This window comes from Kitasatospora sp. NPDC087861 (genome assembly GCF_044742585.1).
Classification (GTDB): domain Bacteria; phylum Actinomycetota; class Actinomycetes; order Streptomycetales; family Streptomycetaceae; genus Kitasatospora.
Genome location: NZ_JBIUUS010000012.1, coordinates 99,369 through 117,956, shown reverse-complemented (window position 1 = coordinate 117,956; position 18,588 = coordinate 99,369). Strand labels below are relative to the sequence as shown.

Genomic DNA, 18,588 nt, shown 5'->3' with positions numbered 1-18,588 from the left:
CCGGGGGTTGGCGGTGCGGGACGGCGGTCCGTGGGGCCGGTCAGGCCTGGATCTGCTTGCGGTCGCCGCTGTGGCTGATGGCGATCTTGCGGGGCTTGGCCTTTTCGGCGACCGGGATCTTCAGGGTCAGTACGCCGGCGTCGTAGTCGGCGCTGATCCCGGCGGGGTCGAGGGTGTCGGAGAGCATGACCTGGCGGGAGAACACGCCGAGCGGGCGCTCGGACAGCTCCCACTTCACATTGTCGCCCTCGTGGCGGGGGCGGCGTTCGGCCTTGACGGTCAGCATGTTCCGTTCGACGTCGATGTCGATCGCCTGCGGGTCCACCCCGGGCAGGTCGAAGCAGATCACGTACTCGTCGCCGACACGGCAGGCGTCCAGCGGCATCGGGGCCGGCCGGGACCAGGTGCCGTTCGTGCCCAGGAACTGCTGGGTCAACCGGTCCAGTTCGCGGAACGGGTCAGTGCGCATCAGCATCGCGAAACACCTCCACTGATCGATGGGAGCCAGTGCGCTTCACCTGAAACTGTTCTAGCATGTCATCTATCCGATGACAAATCCCTGAGTCACCAAAGAAGTGACACCAATGGGCAGACGGCCCGACCCGCCGGCCACCGGAGGCAGCCCGCCCACAGGACCGGCGTCCTTCCTCGCCGCCGCCGCGCTCGCCGCCCGCCTCGACGACCTCACCCACCACACCGACCGCCTCCGCCATGACAGCGACCAACGACGCACCTGACGCCACCGCCGAGGAGCGCCGGCAGCACATCGAGGACGGGCTCGCCGCCATCGAACGCCGCATCCGCGAGCACAGCAGCGACGCCATCGCCACCATCGACGCCTGCCTGGCCAGAGTCGACGCCCTCCGCCACGACATGGCCCCGCAGGCCTTCCCCGCGCCCGCAGGCCCTCCGGCCATCCCGCCGCAACCGGCGCGAGCCCGCCTGAGAGCCTGCCCGCAACGGCTGGCCACCGGCAGTACCGAACGTCCCGGACGCACCGCTGGCTGAACAGCCCCCCGCCTGACCCCGCACCGGCCAGGACGGCCGCTGATCCCGTTCCGCGCGCATGAAAGGGCGAATATCGGTAAAACGGGTGGCGAAGGGGCGGTGCGGCTGCGCCGCCTGGCGGACGACTGGAGGAACCGATGAGCGACCTGCCGAACACGGCGCAGGAACTGGCCGGCAAGGCGAAGGAGAAGGCCGGTGACCTGACCGGTGACGAGGAACTCAAGGGCGAGGGCCAGGCCGACCAGGTCGGGTCGAAGCTCAGGCAGGCCGCGGACGACGTCAGGGACGCCGCACAAGGCGCCGCGGACCGGGTGAAAGGCGCCCTGAAGCGCAACGACTGACCAAGGGAGGCAGCGGCATGGCCCTGTTCCTGTTCATCCTGCTCATCGCCGTGGTGTTCGGCTTCCTCGGCGCTCTCGTGAAGGGCCTGCTGTGGCTGCTCGTCATCGGTGCCGTGCTGTTCGTCGCAGCCCTGGTGCTCGGCGGCGTGCGCCTGGGCCGCGGGCGAGGCGCACGCAGATAGGCGGGCCCCCGGGGCGCACCGTCCGCACCGGGTGAGGATCGTGCGCGAAGCGTCGGCGAAAGGGGACGGTGAGGCGTAGCCCGGCTCGTCGAGTTCAGCTGGCCGTGGCCCACTGGGTGGTTCGCGCGTGCAGAGGGGAGACGACGGCGGCGTAGCAATTTCCGGGCAAGTCGGTGACCCAGTCGAAGGTGTCGAGGGTGACGCCGTGCTTCGCCGCGGCGTGGAGGATGTCGGCGAGCAGCGCGGTCGCGGCGGCGCGGTCCTGCTCGGTGCCCTCGTCCGGGCGGCGCTCGGCGACGGCGTTGACGCGGTCGGCCAGGGTGCGGTTCTTGCGGTCGGTGTACTGGTACACGCTTCTGTCTCTCGGGTGGCCGGCTTCCGCGTCTGGCGGCCGAAGCGGGTGATGGCGGCGGTGCAACAGGGGCGTGGATGCCGAGGCGGGCGCTGCACGCGCGTCCAGCCGGGGCCGGGCTCGGCTCTGGCGGGACGCCCGGTTCGATGCGACTCGTGTGCAGCGCCTCAGACCCTTCCCTGCGGCGTGCGCCGGGCGGGGACGGCCGAACACGATGCGGGGTGCGGCCGGCCGGGCTGGTCGGGCGTCCGGCGGGCCGCACCCCGGCGGGGGTTACAGGGTGTGGGTGAGGTGGTCGGTCAGGAGGCGGGTGAAGCGGGCCGGGTCGGGCAGGTCACCGCCTTCGGCGAGCAGGGCGCTGCCGTGGACGAGTTCGGCGATGTCGGCCAAGGCCGGGTCGTCGGGCTTTGCCTGGTGGGCCTGGTGGAGGGCGCTGATGAGCGGGTGGGTGGGGTTGAGTTCGAGGATGCGCTTGACCGAGGGGAGGTCCTGGCCCATGGCCCGGTACATCTTCTCCAGGGTGGGGGTCAGGTCGTGGGCGTCACCGACCAGGCACGCCGCCGAGGTGGTCAGGCGGGTGGAGAGGCGGACCTGCTTGACGTGCTCGGCCAGGGTGGTCTCAAGCCAGGCCAGGAGGTCGGCGAAGTCCTGTTCGCGCCGGGCCTTCTCCGCTTTCGCCTCGTCGCTGACGTCGCCGTCGGCGTCGTGGTCGAGGTCGACCTGGCCCTTGGCGATGGACTGGAAGCGGTGGCCGTCGAAGGTGGGGATCTGGTCGGTCCAGACCTCGTCGACGGGGTCGGTGAGGATCAGGACCTCGTAGCCCTTGGCGGTGAAGGCCTCCATGTGCGGGGAGTTCTCCACCATCTGGCGGTTCTCGCCGGTCAGGTAGTAGATGGTGTCCTGGCCGTCCTTCATCCGCTCCACGTACTCGCGCAGCGTGGTCGGCTTCTCCGCATCGTTGGTCGAGGCGGCGCTGACCAGTTCCAACAGCGCCTCGGTGTTGTCGCGGTCCTCGATCAGGCCCTCCTTGAGGACCCGGCCGAACTGCTCCCACAGCTTGAGGTAGGCCTCGGTGTTGGTGGCCTGCGTGCTCTTGAGTGCGCCGAGGACCTTCTTGACGAGGCGCCGGCGTACCGCGGTGATCTGGCGGTCGTGCTGCAGGATCTCGCGGGAGACGTTCAACGACAGGTCGTGGGCGTCCACGACACCCTTGACGAACCGCAGGTAGTTCGGCATCAGCGCGTCGCAGTCGTCCATGATGAACACACGCTTGACGTACAGCTGCACGCCCCGCTTGGTGTCGCGGGAGAACAGGTCGAACGGGGCGTGGGCGGGGATGAACAGCAGCGCCTCGTACTCGAAGGTGCCCTCGGCGCGCATGTGGATCGTCTCGGCCGGGTCCTGCCAGTCGTGGCTGATCTGCCGGTAGAACTCGTTGTACTCGACCTCGGTCACCTCGCGGCGCGGGCGGGCCCACAGCGCCTTCATCGAGTTCAGCGTCTCCGGAGCGCCTGCGGCCCCGTCCACGGCCTCGTCCACGGCACCGGATTCGGCGTCCGCGCTGACGGGTTCGGCGGCCATGCGGATGGGCCAGCGGATGAAGTCCGAGTACTGCTTGACGATCTGGCGGATCTTCCACCCGGCGAGGTAGTCGCCGAGCCCGTCCTCGCCGTCCGCCGGCTTGAGGTGCAGCGTGACCGACGTGCCCATCGGCAGATCGCCGGCCTCCGCGATCGTGTAGGTGCCCTCACCGTCGGACTCCCACACGGTGCCCTGCTCGGTGCCGGCGCGGCGGGTGCGCAGGGCGACCTTGTCGGCGACCATGAACGCCGAGTAGAAGCCGACCCCGAACTGACCGATCAGGCTCTGCGCCGCGTCCGCGTCCTTGGCCTCCTTGATCTTGGCCAGCAGGCTGGCGGTGCCGGACTTGGCGATGGTGCCGATCAGGTCGACGACGTCCTCGCGGGTCATGCCGATGCCGTTGTCCCGCACCGTCAGGGTGCGGGCCTGCCGGTCGACTTCCAGGGTGATGTGCAGGTCGGAGGTGTCGGCCGCGAGGTCGGTGTCGGTGAGGGATTCCAGGCGGAGCTTGTCGAGGGCGTCGGAGGCGTTGGAGATCAGCTCGCGCAGGAAGATGTCCTTGTTCGAGTAGATCGAGTGGATCACCAGCTGCAGCAGCTGGCGGGTCTCCGCCTGGAACTCCAGCGTCTGGGTCGGGCTGGCCACGGGAGGCGTCTCCTTCGAGTGGTGGAAAGGGTTCGTATCCGGTCAAGCTGCCGGGGCCGGCCGGTGTGCTGCGTGGCCGGCCCCGGGGGTGTTCAGATGTGGCTGAGGGGCTGGTAGGGCTGCTCGGGGCGGGTGTGGCCGGGGCGGGCGGTGCCGTAGCAGGACAGGAAGAGCTTCCAGCCGTCGCGGCACTCCAGCGTCGCACCGTAGCGGACGGCGGGCGGGTCCGGGAGCGTGCTGTACCGGTCGACGCGCACGATCCCGCCGGCCGGGTCGTCGGCCGCGATGGCGGCGGCGACCAGGGCCTGCTCGACGAGGGCCACCGGAACCGGCGAGCCCATCAGGTCCGGCGCCTCCACGCTCTCGGCGCCGTCAGCCTCTCCGGTGGTGATGGTGGGGGCGGGGCTGCTGGTGCCGGTGATGGTCCACCACACCTGTCCGCCGCCCTCCAGGGCCACGGTCAGTCCGTAGGGGCTGTCGTCGTCATGCTTGCCGGCACCGGCAATGCCCGGTACGCCCAGGGCACGCTCGATGAGCAGCTGCTGCAGGTCGGCTGGAGTCATGGGAGTCGGCTGGGGTCGGGGACGGCGCGGCCGTCACGGTCCGGAAGATACGGGCGGTCTGCACGCCGAGAACCGTCAGGCGTCAACTCGCGCCCCGCGTGCCGGGGCAGGCGCCTCGTGCGGGCTTACGGCGGTAAACCGGTCCACAGCGTGCGGGTCGCGGACCGGCAGGGGCGTGACTCGGGTTGGTCACGGGCCGGCTGGGGGTGTGCGGCGCTGCCGGTCGCTGTCGGCGCGCAGCTGGTCGGCCCGGGCGGTGAGCCGATCGAGGCGGTCTGCGATCTTCGGGTGGTCCGACTCCAGGAGGGGCCGGGTCTCGGCGAGCGGGGCGAGTAGACGGGCGGGGTCGTTGTTGCCGAGCGCGTCCAGGAGGCGTTCTATGGCGGGGGCCGCTTGCGTGCTGAGGCCGTCCAGGGCGCCGATCTGGCCGGCGAGGCGGCGCAGGTCGGCGGCGTTGTCGCGGGCCCAGGTGGTCACCGCGCGGTCGGCGGCGCGCTGGTCGCGCGTGGCCTGGACGCGTTGCTCGCCGGTGCTGCCCGCCCCGGTGCCTGCGTCCGCGTTGGGACGCAGACGCAGATAGCGGCGCTCGGCGGCCTGGCGGCTCTGGACTCCCAGCGGTTCTGCGAGGTCGGCCCAGGTGGCGCCGGCATCGCGTGCGGTCTCGATCAGGCCGGTCTCCCAGCCGGCGAGTTCCTCGCGCAGGTGGCGCAGCAGCAGGAGTGCGGAAAGGGCCTGTTGCGGATCGGCCTGGCCTGCGTCGTCCTGGGGTGCGTGGCGGGCGGTGCGGGCGGCGGCGTCCATCATGCCCAGCGCGGCGGCGGCGGCCAGGAACGAGGGCGGCCCCACCCCGGCTGCGCCGGTGTCCTGCGTCTCCATGTCGTCACTCTTTCGCTGACTGGGTGTTTGTCATCGTCTGGATGACATGCTACAACGGGTCGTGTCGCGCCGCACCGGTGCGAACCACCCGAAGCCCTTCTGGACCGGAGGTGTCCGACGATGTCCGTGCGCACTGCGGTGACCCACCAGGCGCCCCCCAGGCCCTGGTCCCAGCCGGCCCCGATCCCGATGGACGCCTGGCGCGAGGACGACCGCTTCGTGATCGCGCTCGACCTGCCCGGCATCCCGCTGGAGGGGATCGAGGTCCAAGCACTGGGCCGGATGGTCACCGTGAAGGCCGAACGCCGGTCCACCCCGCGCGGCGAGGGCGTGCGCACCCAGCACGCCGAACGGGCCCACGGGGTCTTCGAGCGCCGCATCCAGCTGGCCGACAGCCTCGACCCGGGCCGCATCGCGGCCCACCTGCAGGACGGCGTCCTGACTGTCACCGTCCCCATCGCCTCGGCCTCCCGGCGCCGCAAGATCACCGTCCAGACCGGCGCGGCCGACCAGTCGCCCGACACGATCGGCCAGGCCGTTCCCGCGGCGGGGTGAGCCCGGCGAGGCCGGCACCCCACCACCAAGGGTTCCGCACCGGCCGCAGGCCATGGCGTCGGCAGGGCCCGATCCGGCCGCCAACCCACGGACTGCCGGGCGATCGGCGCACCGACCGCCACCCGCAACCGCGCCGCTGGGCCCACCGCCCGTTCGCGCGGGGCACCTGGTACCGATGGCCCGACCTCTGAAGGTCACCTGTTCACCAGTACGCCTGATCATCCGTCCTCTCAGCCGTTCAGCGACATGCGCCAGCACTCTCCGAGTGGGCGTTTAGGGATGGTTTGCGACGAGTATTTTGATCGGCTTTGTCGCATTCGTCGCCAAGGTGCATGGCGCGAAATGTCCGGAAGCTCCGCACTGGAAGGAACATTTCCCTCTATTGCTAAACCAGACGGGATCCAGCGTCGAGAAGCGGATCAAACGGTCACGCAGGTTGGCGCCCGGAAGGCGGCGAAGGTGAACGTAAGGTGCGAATCATGTCGAAGATGTTGGCTATCGAGGCGACTTATCACCGTAAACCATCCCTAAACGCCCACTCAAGTCGGCAGGCCCGAGGGACACGGTGGTCCTCCACCCTGACGACGCCGTCGCACTCCACGACTCCCCCGAACGGGAGCCATGGATCGGCTGCTGCGGACCGAGCGGCATGTACGGCCCGAACCAGCTGTGCGCGTGCGGCAATCCGGTGGGCACGCTCGTGGCGGACTGCCTCATGCAGAACGAACTGCACCTCGATCCACGGCGTATCTGGGCCGAGGAGATGTGCGCGGCAGTGGAGTTGGCTCAGCCGTAGTAGGACACCACTGCGGGCTGCCCCGTGTAGTGGGTCCGGCAGTCGTATCTGCACCGAGATAGTCGAACGGGAGCCTGACGCTCTGCCGACCTCGCAGCGTCAGCAAATGGCGGGTGCTCTACCTGGGCGAGGGCAACAACACCGCCACCGCGCTCTCCCTCGCGCTCAGCCGCTTCCCCGGCACCGAGCTGCACCTGCGCACCCCCGCCGGCTACGGGCTCCCGACGGACTACCTGGACCGGGCCGGCGAACTCGCCGCCGGAAACGGTGCGTTGGTCACCGAGCGGCACGACCTGGCCCACCTGCCCGACCAGGTCGACGTCGTCTACACCACCCGCTGGCAGACCACCGGCACCAGCAAGCCCGCCCCGAACTGGCGGGAGGTCTTCGCGCCCTTCCAGGTCGACGCCGCGCTGATGGCCCGCTACCCGGCGGCGGTTTTCATGCACGACCTGCCCGCCCACCGCGGCGAGGAGGTCACCGCCGATGTGCTCGACGGCCCGTCCAGCATCGCGTTCTGGCAGGCCGGTCACAAGCTGCACAGCGCCATGGCGGTGCTCGATCGAGTGGTGCCTGCGCGGTCGGGGCGAGCGGGCCGGCCGGGCGTGAGCGTCGCCGCCCCGGTCGCCGGTCAGGTCACCGCGGCTGGGGTGCCACGGCGGCGGAGCCGTGTGCACCGCGGGCGGCCAGCCTGCGGGCGACCCCGTCCGCGAGCAGCAGCAAGGCGGCGGTCACCAGCGCGGCCATGTGTTCGTAACCCGCCAACTCCGGGTCCACCGCCGTGATCGCGGCCGTCAGCAGCACCACGCCCAGCGCGGTCCAGCGTGCCCCGAACCGCCAGGCGACCAGCAGGCCCAGTCCGATCACGGCCGCCGACGGCCCGGTGTCCCGGACGTGGGCGAATGCGGCGGGCAGGTGGAGCAGGTGGCCGGGCGGCCGGGACACCCCGAAGCGCGCGTAGCAGGTGCCCACCAGCGAGCAGGTGTACCCGACGGCGAGCGTGCGCCACGGGCCGAGGGTCAGCTCGGCGATCGCGAAGACCACGAACACCTGGGCCAGCGCCCCCCAGACCGGCAGGTCCAGGGCCGGCACGAATATCGAGACCGGGAAGCGCAGCAGCGCGACGTCCCACGGCTCGGTCGCCCGGACCACGCCTATCCGGGAGACGAAGGCCGCCCCGCTCGGGAACTCGTCGACCGCCGCGAACAGCAGCACCAGGCAGCTGGAGACCACGGTGAGGGTCAGTGCGGCGGCGCCCCTGGCCCGCAGCCGGGCGCGCGCCCGGCGGTAGAGCAGGCCCCACTCGCTCTCGGCCGCGCGCCGGATACCGGGATTGTTCACGACGGTCCTCCGGTCCCGATCAGGAGCCGATGGTGGCCGCACGCCGGTCCGCGGCACCGGCGTGCGGCCGGCCATCGGAGCCCGAGGTGCACGGCCGCAGCAGCGCGAAGTAGGCCAGGGCCGGTCCGGACTGCCGGATGACGTGCAGGCCGACGGCGTTGGCGTGCCGGGCCAGGGTCGCCGGGCGGATCTGGTGGCGGTCGAAGAACTCGCCGACGACCAGGCGACCGGTCGGCTTGAGGACCCGGCGCAGCTCGCTCAGGGCGGCGGGGACGTCCGGGATCTCGCCCAGCGCGGTGACCAGGTAGGCGGCGTCGAACGTGGCGTCGTCGAAGGGGAGTTCGCGCGCGTCGGCCAGGGTGGGGACGATGGTGTCGAGGCCGGATCCGGCGGCCCGGCGCATCACGTGGTCGAGCATCTCCTGCTGGATGTCGACGATGTCCAGCCGGCCGTCGGCGCCGAGCCGGGGCGCCACCTGGAGCGACTGCAGCCCGGTGCCGGGACCGATCTCCAGCATCCGCTCGCCCGGCAGCGGCTGGAGCTGCTCGGCCAACCGCTCCCAGGACAGGAACGGCAGTGGCAGGTCGAGCAGTCGGTGCTGCGCGTAGGGGTACGGCGCGGAGTCGGTCACCCACCAGGCGGTGGCCGCGGCCGCGACCGAGGCGCCCGCAAGGGCCCAGATGCCGGCCTTGCCGAACGGGACGCGCAGGGGTGAGGAGGGGTGGCGCATGGTTCTTCTCCAACGTTGGTCGTCGGCGTGGGGCGGCGGTGCCCGCTCAGTGGATGTGGATGCCGCCGTTGGCCAGTGGCCTTCACCGGTGGTTCGCGGTGGCGCTGCGGGGCGGCGCACCTGCGCCGCCCTGCACTGACCATCTGCCCTCCAGCCAACAGCAGTTCGGCCGGGCCGGACACGTTGCCAGCCCACCGAACCGGGGTAGGGATAACCCACCTGTCAGTCCCAGCCGTTGTTGTCGGGCGGGGTGGTGGTGCCGGTGGTGTCGGCCGGGGCGGCAGCGGCCCGCGGCTGCGCGGCGGCGCTGACTCCGGATGCGATGGCGGGCGCGACGAGGGTGAGGGTGATCGCCGCCAGTGCGGCGGCGGCCGCGGCCGCGAGGTTGGCCCGTCGTGCGTGGGTGTTCATGCCGCTGGTCCCCCGGATCGTGTGTCGAGAGTGATCCGCGGGCCGTGGTGTGCGAGTGTCTCGGTCCTGGTTCCCAGGCCTTGATCGGCCTGCGATTCCGTGGTGACAGGCTGTTGAGGACACGTGAGCGAATACCGGCGCCATGCTGTTGCCATGGCAGGGTGTTGCCGTGCCGGAGCCCCGGGGCGTCCTCGAGCCGCCGGCGCGTGGCGGTCAGTTCTGGTCGTCCGGCTGGTCGCCGGAGAGCAGGAGGTCGTCGAACCCCGGCACCGGGGTGGCGGCGAGATGACTCAACCGTCCTCCGCCCGTGCGCTGGTAGGCGGTGCCGACGGCGAGTGTGGCCGCCTCGGCGTCACGCAGCCGGGCATGGGAGACGAAGAGGACGGCGGCGAACACGGTGTCGCCCTGGCGATCGGCGAAGACGTGCTGCAGGCCGTGGGTGGCTGGCAAGGAGCTGGACATCCGCGGGTCGTTCGGCGGCAGCCCGGGTGAGTACCGCCAGACGCTGCGGGACATCGCCGAGGGCCGGATCGGCGCCGGTGCCGTCACCACCAGCGTCACCGGCCCGGACGGACTGGCCGGGGCGATCACCGAACTCGGCGAGCCGGAGCGGCACGCGAAGATCGTCGTCGACCCCTCGCTGGTCGCCGGCTGATCGTCCGAACGACGGTGGCGTCCCCGGGATCTCCCGGGGACGCCACCGTCGTTCGCGGCACGGGCGTGCTCAGCGGCACGGGCGTGCTCAGTGGACCATGATGTCGCCGCGCGTGGTCTTCACCACCACTCTGTGCGGCGCGTCCGTGGCGGTGTTCGGCAGCGAGACGCTCGGCGACGACCAGGAGCTCTGCGCGTCGACGTGGTAGGTGGCGTCGTGAGGCACCTTGAGGTCGACCCCGCCCCAGCCCGTGGTGACCTTCAGGGAGGCGGGTGCTGCCGTGAAGGAGGCGCTGACCGCGCCGTCGGTGGTCACCTCGGCGTTCGGGGCGCTGCTGTTGGCGAGGGTCACCGCGCCGTCCGTGCTCCGCACGGTCAGCGGGCCGGACGACTGGTCCACCTCGACCCCGCCCCGCCCGGTGGTCAGATCCAGCCGGCCGGTCAGGCCCTTCGCCTGGATCCCGGCGCCCCCGGTGCTCACCTGCGCGGCCAGGCCGGCCGGCACCGTGATCTGCAGGTGCCCCGAGCAGTCGTTGGAGCAGCCGGCGGTGACCGTGACGTCCGACCCGGACCGGGTGACGGAGACCTGCGGGACATGGCCCGTGTAGCTGCCGCTCATGGCCACCGTGACCTGCGAGGAGCCGTCCTGACTCAGCGTCACGCCGAGTTCGTCGGCCTGGACCGTCACCTGGCTGGCGCCGGCCGCGTCCTGCTGCCAGTTGCCGCTGTACCGGTGGTGCGCCGGAAGCAAGTCGATCACGATCCAACTGGCGGCCATGGCGACCACCGCGGCGAGGACGGCCAGCCCTATGAGGAGGCATCCGCGGCGCTTCATCGGTGTGGTACTGATCTCAAGCTCCCAGGTAGCGCAAAACGGCGAGCACGCGGCGGTGGTCTCCCGCTTCCTGCTGCAGATCGAATTTCACGAAGATGCTGCGGATGTACTTCTCCACCGCCGCCGTGCCGATCACCAGATCGGCCGCGATCCCGGCGTTGGAACGGCCCCCCGCCATGGACGTGAGGACCTCCCGTTCGCGCGGCGTCAAGGTGGACAGCGGATCCCGCTGCCGGCTGCCGGCCAGCAACTGCTTGACCACCTCCGGGTCGAGGACCGTCTCGCCCGCGGCGACCCGGCGCAGCGCGTCCACGAACTCCTCGGCGTCCGACACCCGGTCCTTGAGCAGGTAACCGACCCCGTTGTCATTGGTGTTGACCAGGTCGATGGCGTAGCGCTCCTCGACGTAGTTGGAGAGCACCAGGACGCCGGTCTCCGGCCAGCGGGCGCGTACCGCCAGTGCGGCGCGCAGGCCCTCGTCCAGGAAGGTGGGCGGCATCCGGACGTCCGTCACACAGGCGTCCGGCCGGTGTTCGGCCACCGCGCGCAGGAGTTGCTCCCCGTCGCCGACCGCGGCGACCACCTCGATCCCCTGTTCGCTGAGCAGCAGTTCGATGCCCTGGCGCAGCAGCGCGGAGTCCTCGGCCAGCACTACCCGCATGGCAATTCCACCTCGATCACGGTCGGTCCACCCAGCGGACTGCTGAGCCGGAACCGCCCGTCCACCCCGGACACCCGGTCCGCCAGACCAGTCAGACCCGTGCCGGCCGCGAGGTCGGCTCCGCCATGCCCGTCATCGCCGACCTTAACGTTTAACCGGGCGCCCTCCCGCCGGATCTCCACCCAGGCGCGGGTGGCATGAGCATGTTTGGCCACATTGGTGAGCGCCTCGGTCACCGTGAAGTAGGCGACCGCCTCGATGGTGGAGGAGGGGCGCGGCTCCACCAGGACGTCAAGGCGCACCGGCACCGGAGCCAGCGCGGCGACGGCGGAGAGCGACGCCTCCAGGCCGCGGTCGGTCAGCACCGGCGGGTGCAGGCCACGGGCCAGGTTGCGCAACTCGGTGATGGTGCTGAGGGTTTCCTGCCGGGCGTCCTCGACGAGCTTGTTGGTCTCGTGGTCTCCGGACTTCTTCAAGCGTGAGCTGGCCCGGCCCAGGGTGATCGACATCGCCACCAGCCGTTGCTGGGCACCGTCGTGCAGGTCCCGCTCGATCCGTTTGCGCTCCGCCTCGGCGGCGTCCACCACCCGGGCTCGGCTCTCCGTCAGATCGATGACCCGCTGCTCCAGTTCCATGCCGCGGGGCCGGGAGAGCAGCGCGACGGCCAGCGCGGTGTTCAGCGCCAGCAGGAGTTTGACGATCAGCGGGGAGAGGACCGCGCCGACCAGCAGCGCCACCGCCGCGACCAGCAGCGCCCGGGGCAGGGAATCCACCACGAACGGCCCGAGCTGGGCCTGCCCGCCGGGCAGGCCCCGGTAGTAGGCCGGAAGCAGCACCAGGGTCAGCGGCACGGCCCAGATCAGCGCCACCCCGACCACGGTCACCACCGCCACCGGCATCAGCAGTACGAAGTAGCCGATCAGCCGCCAGGTGCAGAGGTTGTGGACGAGCGACTGCAGCGACTTGGCCAACCGCCACGAACAGACCGGCGCCGGCAGCTCGTCGAGCTCCAGCCCGCAGGTCACGGCGAACCGGGCGCGCTCGACGGCGGCCAGCCGGAACAGCGCCCACCCCGCCGCCACCGTGAGCGGCAGACCCATCAGGCCGGCCGGCGCCAGGCAGACGGCGACGACCAGCACGACCAGCACGGCCAGTCCCGCCAGCGCCACCAGACCGTCAAGTGCCAGGTGGATCGACGCCCGCAACAGCACGGGGGAGGCCAGCGCGCGCAGCGGATTGCCCGGCACCACCTCGCGGGGTGGCCGAGCGTCCCTCCAGGCTTTGCCGGTGGCACGGCCGGCGATGTTCTCGGTCAACTGCTTCGGACCCGCTCTCGTGGGCAGTGCGGGCGGCGACCAGGTCACCGTCCGCGCCTCGATTCAACAAGGGGACGGTACCCAACCCGACCACCCGTCGACAGCGAGGAGAGCCCACCAGCGGGGGGTAGGGTTTACCCCCCGTCCGGCCGGTGGGTTCACGCTGCCGACCCGGCGCCGCTCGGTGCGACATCGTGGGGACATGACCGATCGACACTCGAACGCCGCCGGCCGCCCCTGCCCGGCCGGCAGGACCGACGACATCGAGCAGTTCCTCGTGCACTACGGGGACACCATCGACGACCGGGTCGCCGAGATCGTCGAAGAGGTCCTCGGCGAGCAGCTGAGGCGGTACCGGCGCGACGTGGTGCTGCCGGTCACCGTCGCGCTGCTGGCGGCCGCGGCCGTCTCGCTGGCGCTCATGTGGTGGAGCCCGTGGACAGTCCCCCCGGTGTGGGCCGCCACCTCCGTCATCTGCGTGTCGCTGTCACAGAGCGCCCGGACCCCGCGCCGCTCGTAACGGGCCACGGGCGGCCGGGCTGCGGCCGCCCCTCCGCGCGTATCCCTGACGCACGGCGGGGCCGCCGCGACCGAGTGCTCGGTCACGACCGCCCCGGACGGACGGCACCGGAGGCGGCTACGCGGCCCCACCCCGCTCCCGGCCCACGGCCTCCTCGATAGCCCGCTGCCACTCACCGGTCAGCCGGATCCGCCCGGACAGCTCGGTGGCGATCAGGTGCCTGATCAGCTCCCGGCCGGTCACCGCGTTGCTCAGCATCACCAGGCCGCGCCCGGAGTGCACCCGCATCCAGGTCATCGCCTGGTAGCCGTACGCCTGGCCGCCGTGGCCGAACTCCAGGTCGCCACCGGTGGTGTCGAGGATGGTGCTCCAGCCGTAGGCGCGGCCCGACTGCGGGGTGAGCATCTCCCGCACCAGCTCGGTCGCCACCAGCCCGCGCTCCCGGCCCAGGTAGCACCGCCGCAGCTCGGCGGCCAGGGCGGCCAGGTCGGCGGCCGTGGTCCAGAGGCCGCCGGCGGCCGGCTCCGGGTTGGCGTAGTAGCCGGCCGGGACCTGCCGACCGTCGGCGTCGTGGCCGTGCGCGAACGGCCGCCCCTCGGTGTCGGGCCAGCACGGGTCGAAGCTCGAACCGGTCATGCCCAGCGGCTCGAACACCAGCCGGCGGGTCAGCTCCGGGTAGGACTCGCCGGTCAGCTCGGTCATCGCCTGCTGGAGGACCGAGAAGTTTAGCGAGTTCTGCCGGAACTCGGTGCCCGGCTGCTGCGCCAGCTCCACCGCGGGCGTCCGGGCCGGAGACCGGCCGTGCAGCACGTCGAGCAGGCTCGGCACCACGTCGTGCCGGTGGTAGCCGTCGGACAGCTGCGGACGGTCGGCGAGGCCGCCCAGGTTCGACAGCAGCATCCGGGCCGTGGCGGGGTGGCCGGGCTCGGTGGGCATCCGCCACTCGGACAGGTAGCCGTTGACGTCCCGGTCCAGGTCGAGCAGCCCGTCGGAGGCCAGCCGCAGCGCCGCCACCGTGGTCACGTGCTTGCTGATCGAGCCGGCCAGGAAGGCCGTCTCCGGGGTGACCGGTTCGGGGCCCGCCGCGTCGACCGAGCCGAAGCCGCGCACCGCGACGGTCCGCCCGTCCTCGATCCAGGCGAGGCTGGCGCCCGGGATCCCGCCCCACAGGCACCTGGCGCCAACTCGTCGAACACGTCTACACCCAGGAAGCCGACGACCGCGACGCGATCGCCGCCCGGCCGGGGACCGACCCGGAGCCCGTCGGCACGCCCGACGACCTCATGTACGTCATCTGCACCTCCGGCTCCACCGGCAAGCCCAAAGGCGTCCTGCTCACCCACGCCAACGTCCGGCGGATGTTCTCGGCCGTCCGTGCGGAGATGGGCTTCACCAGCGGCGACCTGCTCGCGGGCGAGGTCCTCGCCGAGCCGCGCGGCGACGGATACACGCTGTCGGGCGAGAAGCGGCTGATCAACAATGCCACCCGGGGCGACCTCCTGTGCGTCCTGGCCCGGACCGCGCCGGAAGGCAGCGCGCGGCTTCAGCGTGCTGCTGGTCGACAAGCGCAGGCTCGACCCGGCGCAGTTCCGCACGCTCCCGGCGGCCCGGCTGCACGGGATCCACGGCGCTGACATCAGCGGTGTGGCGTTCTCCGGGGCGGAGGTGCCGTCGGCGGCACTGGTGGGCGCGGAGGGCGACGGCCTGGAGGTCGTGGTCAATCCGGTCCCGCTCCGGCATCGCCACGAGACGGTGGGCCGGCTCCGACGAATCCCTCGCCGACATGGCGGAGATCACGGCGGACAAGGCCCTCGCGTCCGCCGACATCAGGCCCGCAGCCCTCGACTGCGTCATCGTCGCAACCTTCACCCACCTGAAACAGACCCCCGCCGTCGGGACCGAGGTCGCCCACCGCATCGGCGCCACCGGGGCGGCCGCCTTCGGCATCTCCGCACGGTGCGCGGGCTTCGTTCACGCCCTTTCCCTGGCCGCGGACATGGTCCGCGGCCGCGGCGGGCACGTCCTGGTGGTCGGGGCCGAGCGGATGACGGACCTGCTGGACCACGAGGACAGGTCCACCGCCTTCATCTTCGGGGACGGCGCAGGCGTGGTGATCCTCGGGCCCGCGACCATGTCCGGCGTCGGCCCGGTGGTCTGGGGCGCGGACGGCTCCCAGGCCGACGCAATCTCCCAAACCGTCCCCTGGGACGCACTCAGGGACGACCCCCACCTGCGGTGGCCCGCGCTCAGGCAGGACGGCCAGAAGGTCTTCCGCTGGGCGGTCTACAAGATGGCCGAGGTCGCCCAGCAGGCCCTGGACGCCGCAGGAGTCCGGGCCGCCGACCTCGAGGCCTTCGTCCCGCACCAGGCCAACCTGCGGATCATCGACGGGCTGGCGCGGGGCAGCGGCCTGCCGGACCACGTCGTGGTCGCCAGAGACGTCGTCACCACCGGAAACACCTCGGGGGCGTCGATCCCCCTCGCCATGGAGGCGCTACTGAACGCCGGCTCGGTCCGCTCGGGCGGGCTGGCGCTCCTCCTGGGCTACGGCGCCGGCCTCTCGTACGCCGCCGCCGTCGTGGCGCTGCCGTAGATGGGTTATCCCTACCGTCATTACGTGGGCTGGCCTCGTGGCAGCGTCGGCCAAGCGGCGAATAGCGTGAATCCAGAGGTTTCAGCGGTGGGCTCGGATATTCCAAGCCCTGGCGTCACCAAGGGAATTGGGGAGGCAAAACGCTCTTCCCGGCAGCAAGGAGTTCCGTCATCGCTACGTCAGTTGTCCTCCACCGTCGATACGTCGGCATCACCGTCGCGACGCCGCCTCCCGGAAAACCGACATCACCACCGAGAACGGCGCGGTCGACGCCACCTTCGCAGTTGCTCCCGCCGCCGTGAACGTGACTGCCAAGGACGGCGCGGTGGACCTCTCCGCACCCTCGGGCGCAGGCTACGACGTCACCACCCACACCACGGGTACGACACCGCAGGTCGATGTGCCCAGCGACCACAACGCCGCTCATTCCTTGACCGTCACCACCGCCAGCGGCGGCATCCACATCCACTGACGCCCCACCCGCCAGGACGACGTGCCCTGGGGAGACGTCCCCCTCGCCGGACGGCAATGCGCCCTGGCGCATTGCCGCGCCGCTTCACATTGACGCGCTCAGCCGCGCCGAAAGGACTCAGATGGCATCACCACCGAGGCGGATCGTCGTGATCTCGGCCGAGATCGGAGCCGGTCACGACGGGGCGGCCGACGAGCTGTCCCGCCGCCTGATGGATGCCGGCTACGAGGTCGATCGCCATGACTTCCTCAATCTGCTGCCACCGCGCCTCGGCCGAGTGCTCCGCAACGCCTATGCCTTCGAACTGCACGCCGCCCCATGGGCATGGGGGCGGATGTTGAGCGCCCTGGAACGGCACGGCCGCCTCGGACGTGCCGTCGGCGGGATGTTCGCGCGGCTGGCCGCCCGCCGCACCACCGCGGTGACCGGTCCGGGCACTGCGGCAGTGGTCTCCACCTACCCGTTGGCCAGCCAGGCGCTCGGAAGACTGCGCCGCACCGGGCGACTGACCGCCCCGGTGGCCACCTTCCTCACCGACATGTCCGTCCACCCGCTCTGGGTCGCCGACGGAGTCGACCTCCACCTCGCCCTGCACCCCGTCGCGTCCTCCGAGGCCGGCCATCGCGGAGCGGCGGAAGTCGTTGTCTCCGGACCACTCGTGGCGCCCGCCTTCCGCCCGTCCTCGAGTGAGGAGGAGCGCCGCAGCGAGCGTGCCCGCCTCGGACTGCCGATAGGCCCTCAACTGGCCCTGGTGGTAGCCGGTTCATGGGGCGTGGGAGAGGTGGAGAAGACGGCTCGGGAGATTGCCGCCACCCGCCTTGCCATACCCGTCATCGCCTGCGGTAGCAACTCCGCCCTGCGCGACCACCTGCTCGAGAACGGTGTCGGTGTGCCGCTCGGCTGGGTCAACGACATGCCCGCGTTGCTGCGCAGCACCGATGTCGTCATCCAGAACGCCGGTGGCCTCACATCCCTGGAGGCTATGGCCAGCGGTGTCCCCGTGGTGAGTTACCGATGCCTGCCCGGTCACGGAGTCAGCAACGCGGCCGCGCTCGACGAGGCCGGGCTCGCGGTGTGGATCCGCGACCAGACCGCGCTCGCCCCCACCTTGCGGGCCGTGCTCGAAGCTCCCGGCCGGTGGGCGACCGGCCCCCTAAAGGCGTTCTCCGCCTGGCCGACACCCGACCACGCCATCGCACGGCTCGTGAACCCGTGCCCCGTTCCCGGGCACCCCGGCCCTGGCCGGCCGGCTCAGCTCGTTCCGTTCGCACCGGAGCCGCCGACACTCAGCCTGAACGCCGCCTCGTGAACCGCCCGCCCACCACCGCCGGCCGTGCCCTGACCGTCTCCGCCACCGTGGTCGCCAGCGCCATCGCGGCACACAGCCTGCCCGCCCTCACTGCGGTGGGCCCGCTGCGCCCGTACCTCGCCCCCCGCCTCAGCGGCCTGGGCCAGCCAGGTCATGTGGCCCTCACCTTCGACGACGGCCCGGATCCCCGCTCCACACCACTCTTCCTGGCAGAGCTGGAGCGCGCAGGCGTCCAGGCGACGTTCTTCCTACTCGGCCGGATGCTCCTCCGGGCCCCATCGCTCGGTCGCGACCTCGTCGAGGCCGGCCACGAGGTCGCCGTCCACGGCTACTGGCATCGTCCGATGCTGCTCCGCTCCCCGCACTGCGCCTGGGACGACGTCCGCCGCGCCCGAGACCTCGTCGCCGACCTGACCGGGACCGCACCACGCTGGTACCGCCCGCCGTACGGTGTGTTCAGTCTCTCCGCACTCTCAGCCGCCCGACGGTTGGGGCTGTCTCCCGTCCTCTGGAGCCACTGGGGTCGCGACTGGACTGCCAGTGCCACCCCCGAAACCGTGCTACGGACCGTCACTCGATCCCCAATGGATGGCGGTACCGTCCTCTTGCACGACTCCGACGTCACCTCCGCTCCCGGCTCCTGGCGGGCCGCCCTCGGCGCACTGCCCCGGCTCCTGGAGCACTGCGCCCGAGAAGGACTGGTGGTCGGCCCGCTGCGCGACCACCTTCCAGCCAGAGCCCGCCCGTAGAGGCCAAAACGAACCGACCGGGGCGCCGCCTCTTCAGGCGGCGCCCCGATCAGCCGGTTCCAGGCGGAGGGTCAGCAGGAGTCCCTGTCCATGTACGC

The 18,588-nt window shown here is 71.5% G+C and carries 26 protein-coding genes and 1 pseudogene; 14 read left to right on the top strand and 13 right to left on the bottom strand.

The features are described 5' to 3' along the window. Positions 1 to 40: 40 nt before the first annotated feature. Positions 41 to 475 (bottom strand): Hsp20/alpha crystallin family protein, encoded by a 435-nt coding sequence (locus tag ACIOJE_RS18800; RefSeq protein WP_280682217.1) that lies wholly within the window; start codon positions 473 to 475, stop codon positions 41 to 43. Between the two features lie 109 nt (positions 476 to 584). On the opposite strand from ACIOJE_RS18800, the gene ACIOJE_RS18795 reads away from it, so the two are divergent. The 4 genes from ACIOJE_RS18795 to ACIOJE_RS18780 all read left to right on the top strand — a co-directional run bounded on the left by ACIOJE_RS18795 (position 585) and on the right by ACIOJE_RS18780 (position 1,531). Continuing rightward, positions 585 to 737 (top strand): hypothetical protein, encoded by a 153-nt coding sequence (locus ACIOJE_RS18795; RefSeq protein WP_400777353.1) that lies wholly within the window; start codon positions 585 to 587, stop codon positions 735 to 737. Beyond that, positions 712 to 1,008, top strand: a complete 297-nt coding sequence (locus ACIOJE_RS18790) for a hypothetical protein (protein ID WP_400777351.1) — start codon at positions 712 to 714, stop codon at positions 1,006 to 1,008. The genes ACIOJE_RS18795 and ACIOJE_RS18790 overlap by 26 nt, the downstream gene beginning before the upstream one ends. A gap of 137 nt (positions 1,009 to 1,145) precedes the next feature. Continuing rightward, the gene (locus ACIOJE_RS18785) at positions 1,146 to 1,349 is read left to right on the top strand and encodes a CsbD family protein (protein WP_400777350.1); all 204 of its coding nucleotides are present in this window, start codon (positions 1,146 to 1,148) and stop codon (positions 1,347 to 1,349) included. A gap of 17 nt (positions 1,350 to 1,366) precedes the next feature. Next, positions 1,367 to 1,531, top strand: coding sequence for a hypothetical protein (locus tag ACIOJE_RS18780; protein ID WP_280682209.1), 165 nt, complete (start codon positions 1,367 to 1,369; stop codon positions 1,529 to 1,531). A 94-nt stretch (positions 1,532 to 1,625) separates the two neighbouring features. On the opposite strand, the gene ACIOJE_RS18775 is transcribed toward ACIOJE_RS18780, so the two are convergent. The 4 genes from ACIOJE_RS18775 to ACIOJE_RS18760 form a co-directional block, all read right to left on the bottom strand. Continuing rightward, positions 1,626 to 1,883, bottom strand: coding sequence for a hypothetical protein (locus ACIOJE_RS18775; protein WP_400777348.1), 258 nt, complete (start codon positions 1,881 to 1,883; stop codon positions 1,626 to 1,628). Positions 1,884 to 2,156: 273 nt separating this feature from the next. Next, on the bottom strand, positions 2,157 to 4,109 hold the full coding sequence (htpG, locus tag ACIOJE_RS18770; RefSeq protein WP_400777347.1) for a molecular chaperone HtpG: 1,953 nt from the start codon (positions 4,107 to 4,109) through the stop codon (positions 2,157 to 2,159). Positions 4,110 to 4,201: 92 nt separating this feature from the next. Further along, positions 4,202 to 4,672 (bottom strand): hypothetical protein, encoded by a 471-nt coding sequence (locus ACIOJE_RS18765; protein ID WP_400777346.1) that lies wholly within the window; start codon positions 4,670 to 4,672, stop codon positions 4,202 to 4,204. Between the two features lie 189 nt (positions 4,673 to 4,861). Beyond that, positions 4,862 to 5,548 carry a type III effector protein gene (locus ACIOJE_RS18760; RefSeq protein WP_400777345.1) on the bottom strand — a complete coding sequence of 229 codons (687 nt, stop codon included), beginning with the start codon at positions 5,546 to 5,548 and terminating at the stop codon, positions 4,862 to 4,864. 120 nt (positions 5,549 to 5,668) lie between these two features. Between ACIOJE_RS18760 and ACIOJE_RS18755 the strand changes: the two genes are divergently transcribed. The 3 genes and pseudogenes from ACIOJE_RS18755 to ACIOJE_RS18745 form a co-directional block, all read left to right on the top strand. Then, a complete protein-coding gene (locus ACIOJE_RS18755; RefSeq protein WP_400777344.1) occupies positions 5,669 to 6,103 on the top strand; it encodes an Hsp20/alpha crystallin family protein in 435 nt (144 codons plus the stop codon). A gap of 565 nt (positions 6,104 to 6,668) precedes the next feature. Continuing rightward, positions 6,669 to 6,899 (top strand): hypothetical protein, encoded by a 231-nt coding sequence (locus ACIOJE_RS18750; RefSeq protein WP_400777342.1) that lies wholly within the window; start codon positions 6,669 to 6,671, stop codon positions 6,897 to 6,899. A 110-nt stretch (positions 6,900 to 7,009) separates the two neighbouring features. Beyond that, positions 7,010 to 7,483, top strand: a pseudogene (locus ACIOJE_RS18745) (ornithine carbamoyltransferase); the annotation flags it as partial. A gap of 52 nt (positions 7,484 to 7,535) precedes the next feature. On the opposite strand, the gene ACIOJE_RS18740 reads toward ACIOJE_RS18745, so the two are convergent. The 4 genes from ACIOJE_RS18740 to ACIOJE_RS18725 form a co-directional block, all read right to left on the bottom strand. Then, complete coding sequence (locus ACIOJE_RS18740) at positions 7,536 to 8,240, bottom strand: hypothetical protein (protein ID WP_400777340.1); 705 nt, start codon at positions 8,238 to 8,240, stop codon at positions 7,536 to 7,538. 19 nt (positions 8,241 to 8,259) lie between these two features. After that, a complete protein-coding gene (locus ACIOJE_RS18735; protein ID WP_400777338.1) occupies positions 8,260 to 8,970 on the bottom strand; it encodes a class I SAM-dependent methyltransferase in 711 nt (236 codons plus the stop codon). Between the two features lie 222 nt (positions 8,971 to 9,192). Further along, positions 9,193 to 9,381, bottom strand: a complete 189-nt coding sequence (locus tag ACIOJE_RS18730) for a hypothetical protein (RefSeq protein ID WP_280682192.1) — start codon at positions 9,379 to 9,381, stop codon at positions 9,193 to 9,195. Positions 9,382 to 9,594: 213 nt separating this feature from the next. After that, positions 9,595 to 9,831: a hypothetical protein gene (locus ACIOJE_RS18725; RefSeq protein ID WP_400777336.1), complete on the bottom strand. Its 237-nt coding sequence runs from the start codon at positions 9,829 to 9,831 to the stop codon at positions 9,595 to 9,597. Between ACIOJE_RS18725 and ACIOJE_RS18720 the strand changes: the two genes are divergently transcribed. Next, entirely contained in the window at positions 9,821 to 10,036 is a 216-nt protein-coding gene (locus ACIOJE_RS18720; RefSeq protein WP_400777335.1) for a hypothetical protein, read from the top strand. The two genes, ACIOJE_RS18725 and ACIOJE_RS18720, sit on opposite strands and share 11 nt — an antisense overlap. Positions 10,037 to 10,123: 87 nt before the next feature. Here ACIOJE_RS18720 and ACIOJE_RS18715 read toward each other — a convergent pair whose 3' ends face one another. From ACIOJE_RS18715 to ACIOJE_RS18705, 3 genes are read right to left on the bottom strand one after another with little or no spacing between them, the layout of a single operon-like run. Beyond that, positions 10,124 to 10,870: a DUF4097 family beta strand repeat-containing protein gene (locus ACIOJE_RS18715; RefSeq protein WP_280682186.1), complete on the bottom strand. Its 747-nt coding sequence runs from the start codon at positions 10,868 to 10,870 to the stop codon at positions 10,124 to 10,126. A gap of 16 nt (positions 10,871 to 10,886) precedes the next feature. After that, positions 10,887 to 11,531 carry a response regulator transcription factor gene (locus ACIOJE_RS18710; protein ID WP_280682184.1) on the bottom strand — a complete coding sequence of 215 codons (645 nt, stop codon included), beginning with the start codon at positions 11,529 to 11,531 and terminating at the stop codon, positions 10,887 to 10,889. Further along, positions 11,522 to 12,847 carry a sensor domain-containing protein gene (locus tag ACIOJE_RS18705; protein WP_400777332.1) on the bottom strand — a complete coding sequence of 442 codons (1,326 nt, stop codon included), beginning with the start codon at positions 12,845 to 12,847 and terminating at the stop codon, positions 11,522 to 11,524. Before ACIOJE_RS18705 ends, ACIOJE_RS18710 begins: the two co-directional genes overlap by 10 nt. 202 nt (positions 12,848 to 13,049) lie before the next feature. Here ACIOJE_RS18705 and ACIOJE_RS18700 point away from each other — a divergent pair, with 202 nt between their 5' ends. After that, positions 13,050 to 13,367: a hypothetical protein gene (locus ACIOJE_RS18700; RefSeq protein WP_280682181.1), complete on the top strand. Its 318-nt coding sequence runs from the start codon at positions 13,050 to 13,052 to the stop codon at positions 13,365 to 13,367. A 117-nt stretch (positions 13,368 to 13,484) separates the two neighbouring features. On the opposite strand, the gene ACIOJE_RS18695 is transcribed toward ACIOJE_RS18700, so the two are convergent. Beyond that, entirely contained in the window at positions 13,485 to 14,525 is a 1,041-nt protein-coding gene (locus ACIOJE_RS18695; protein ID WP_400777458.1) for a serine hydrolase domain-containing protein, read from the bottom strand. Between the two features lie 71 nt (positions 14,526 to 14,596). Here ACIOJE_RS18695 and ACIOJE_RS18690 point away from each other — a divergent pair, with 71 nt between their 5' ends. The 5 genes from ACIOJE_RS18690 to ACIOJE_RS18670 all read left to right on the top strand — a co-directional run bounded on the left by ACIOJE_RS18690 (position 14,597) and on the right by ACIOJE_RS18670 (position 18,490). After that, positions 14,597 to 15,001 (top strand): AMP-binding protein, encoded by a 405-nt coding sequence (locus ACIOJE_RS18690; protein WP_348534132.1) that lies wholly within the window; start codon positions 14,597 to 14,599, stop codon positions 14,999 to 15,001. An 8-nt stretch (positions 15,002 to 15,009) separates the two neighbouring features. Next, positions 15,010 to 15,960 (top strand): beta-ketoacyl-ACP synthase 3, encoded by a 951-nt coding sequence (locus tag ACIOJE_RS18685; RefSeq protein ID WP_400777330.1) that lies wholly within the window; start codon positions 15,010 to 15,012, stop codon positions 15,958 to 15,960. A gap of 298 nt (positions 15,961 to 16,258) precedes the next feature. Beyond that, entirely contained in the window at positions 16,259 to 16,432 is a 174-nt protein-coding gene (locus tag ACIOJE_RS18680) for a hypothetical protein (RefSeq protein WP_280682179.1), read from the top strand. A 148-nt stretch (positions 16,433 to 16,580) separates the two neighbouring features. Next, a complete protein-coding gene (locus ACIOJE_RS18675) occupies positions 16,581 to 17,741 on the top strand; it encodes a glycosyltransferase (protein ID WP_400777329.1) in 1,161 nt (386 codons plus the stop codon). Next, positions 17,738 to 18,490: a polysaccharide deacetylase family protein gene (locus ACIOJE_RS18670; RefSeq protein ID WP_280682174.1), complete on the top strand. Its 753-nt coding sequence runs from the start codon at positions 17,738 to 17,740 to the stop codon at positions 18,488 to 18,490. The genes ACIOJE_RS18675 and ACIOJE_RS18670 overlap by 4 nt, the downstream gene beginning before the upstream one ends. Positions 18,491 to 18,588: the final 98 nt, after the last annotated feature.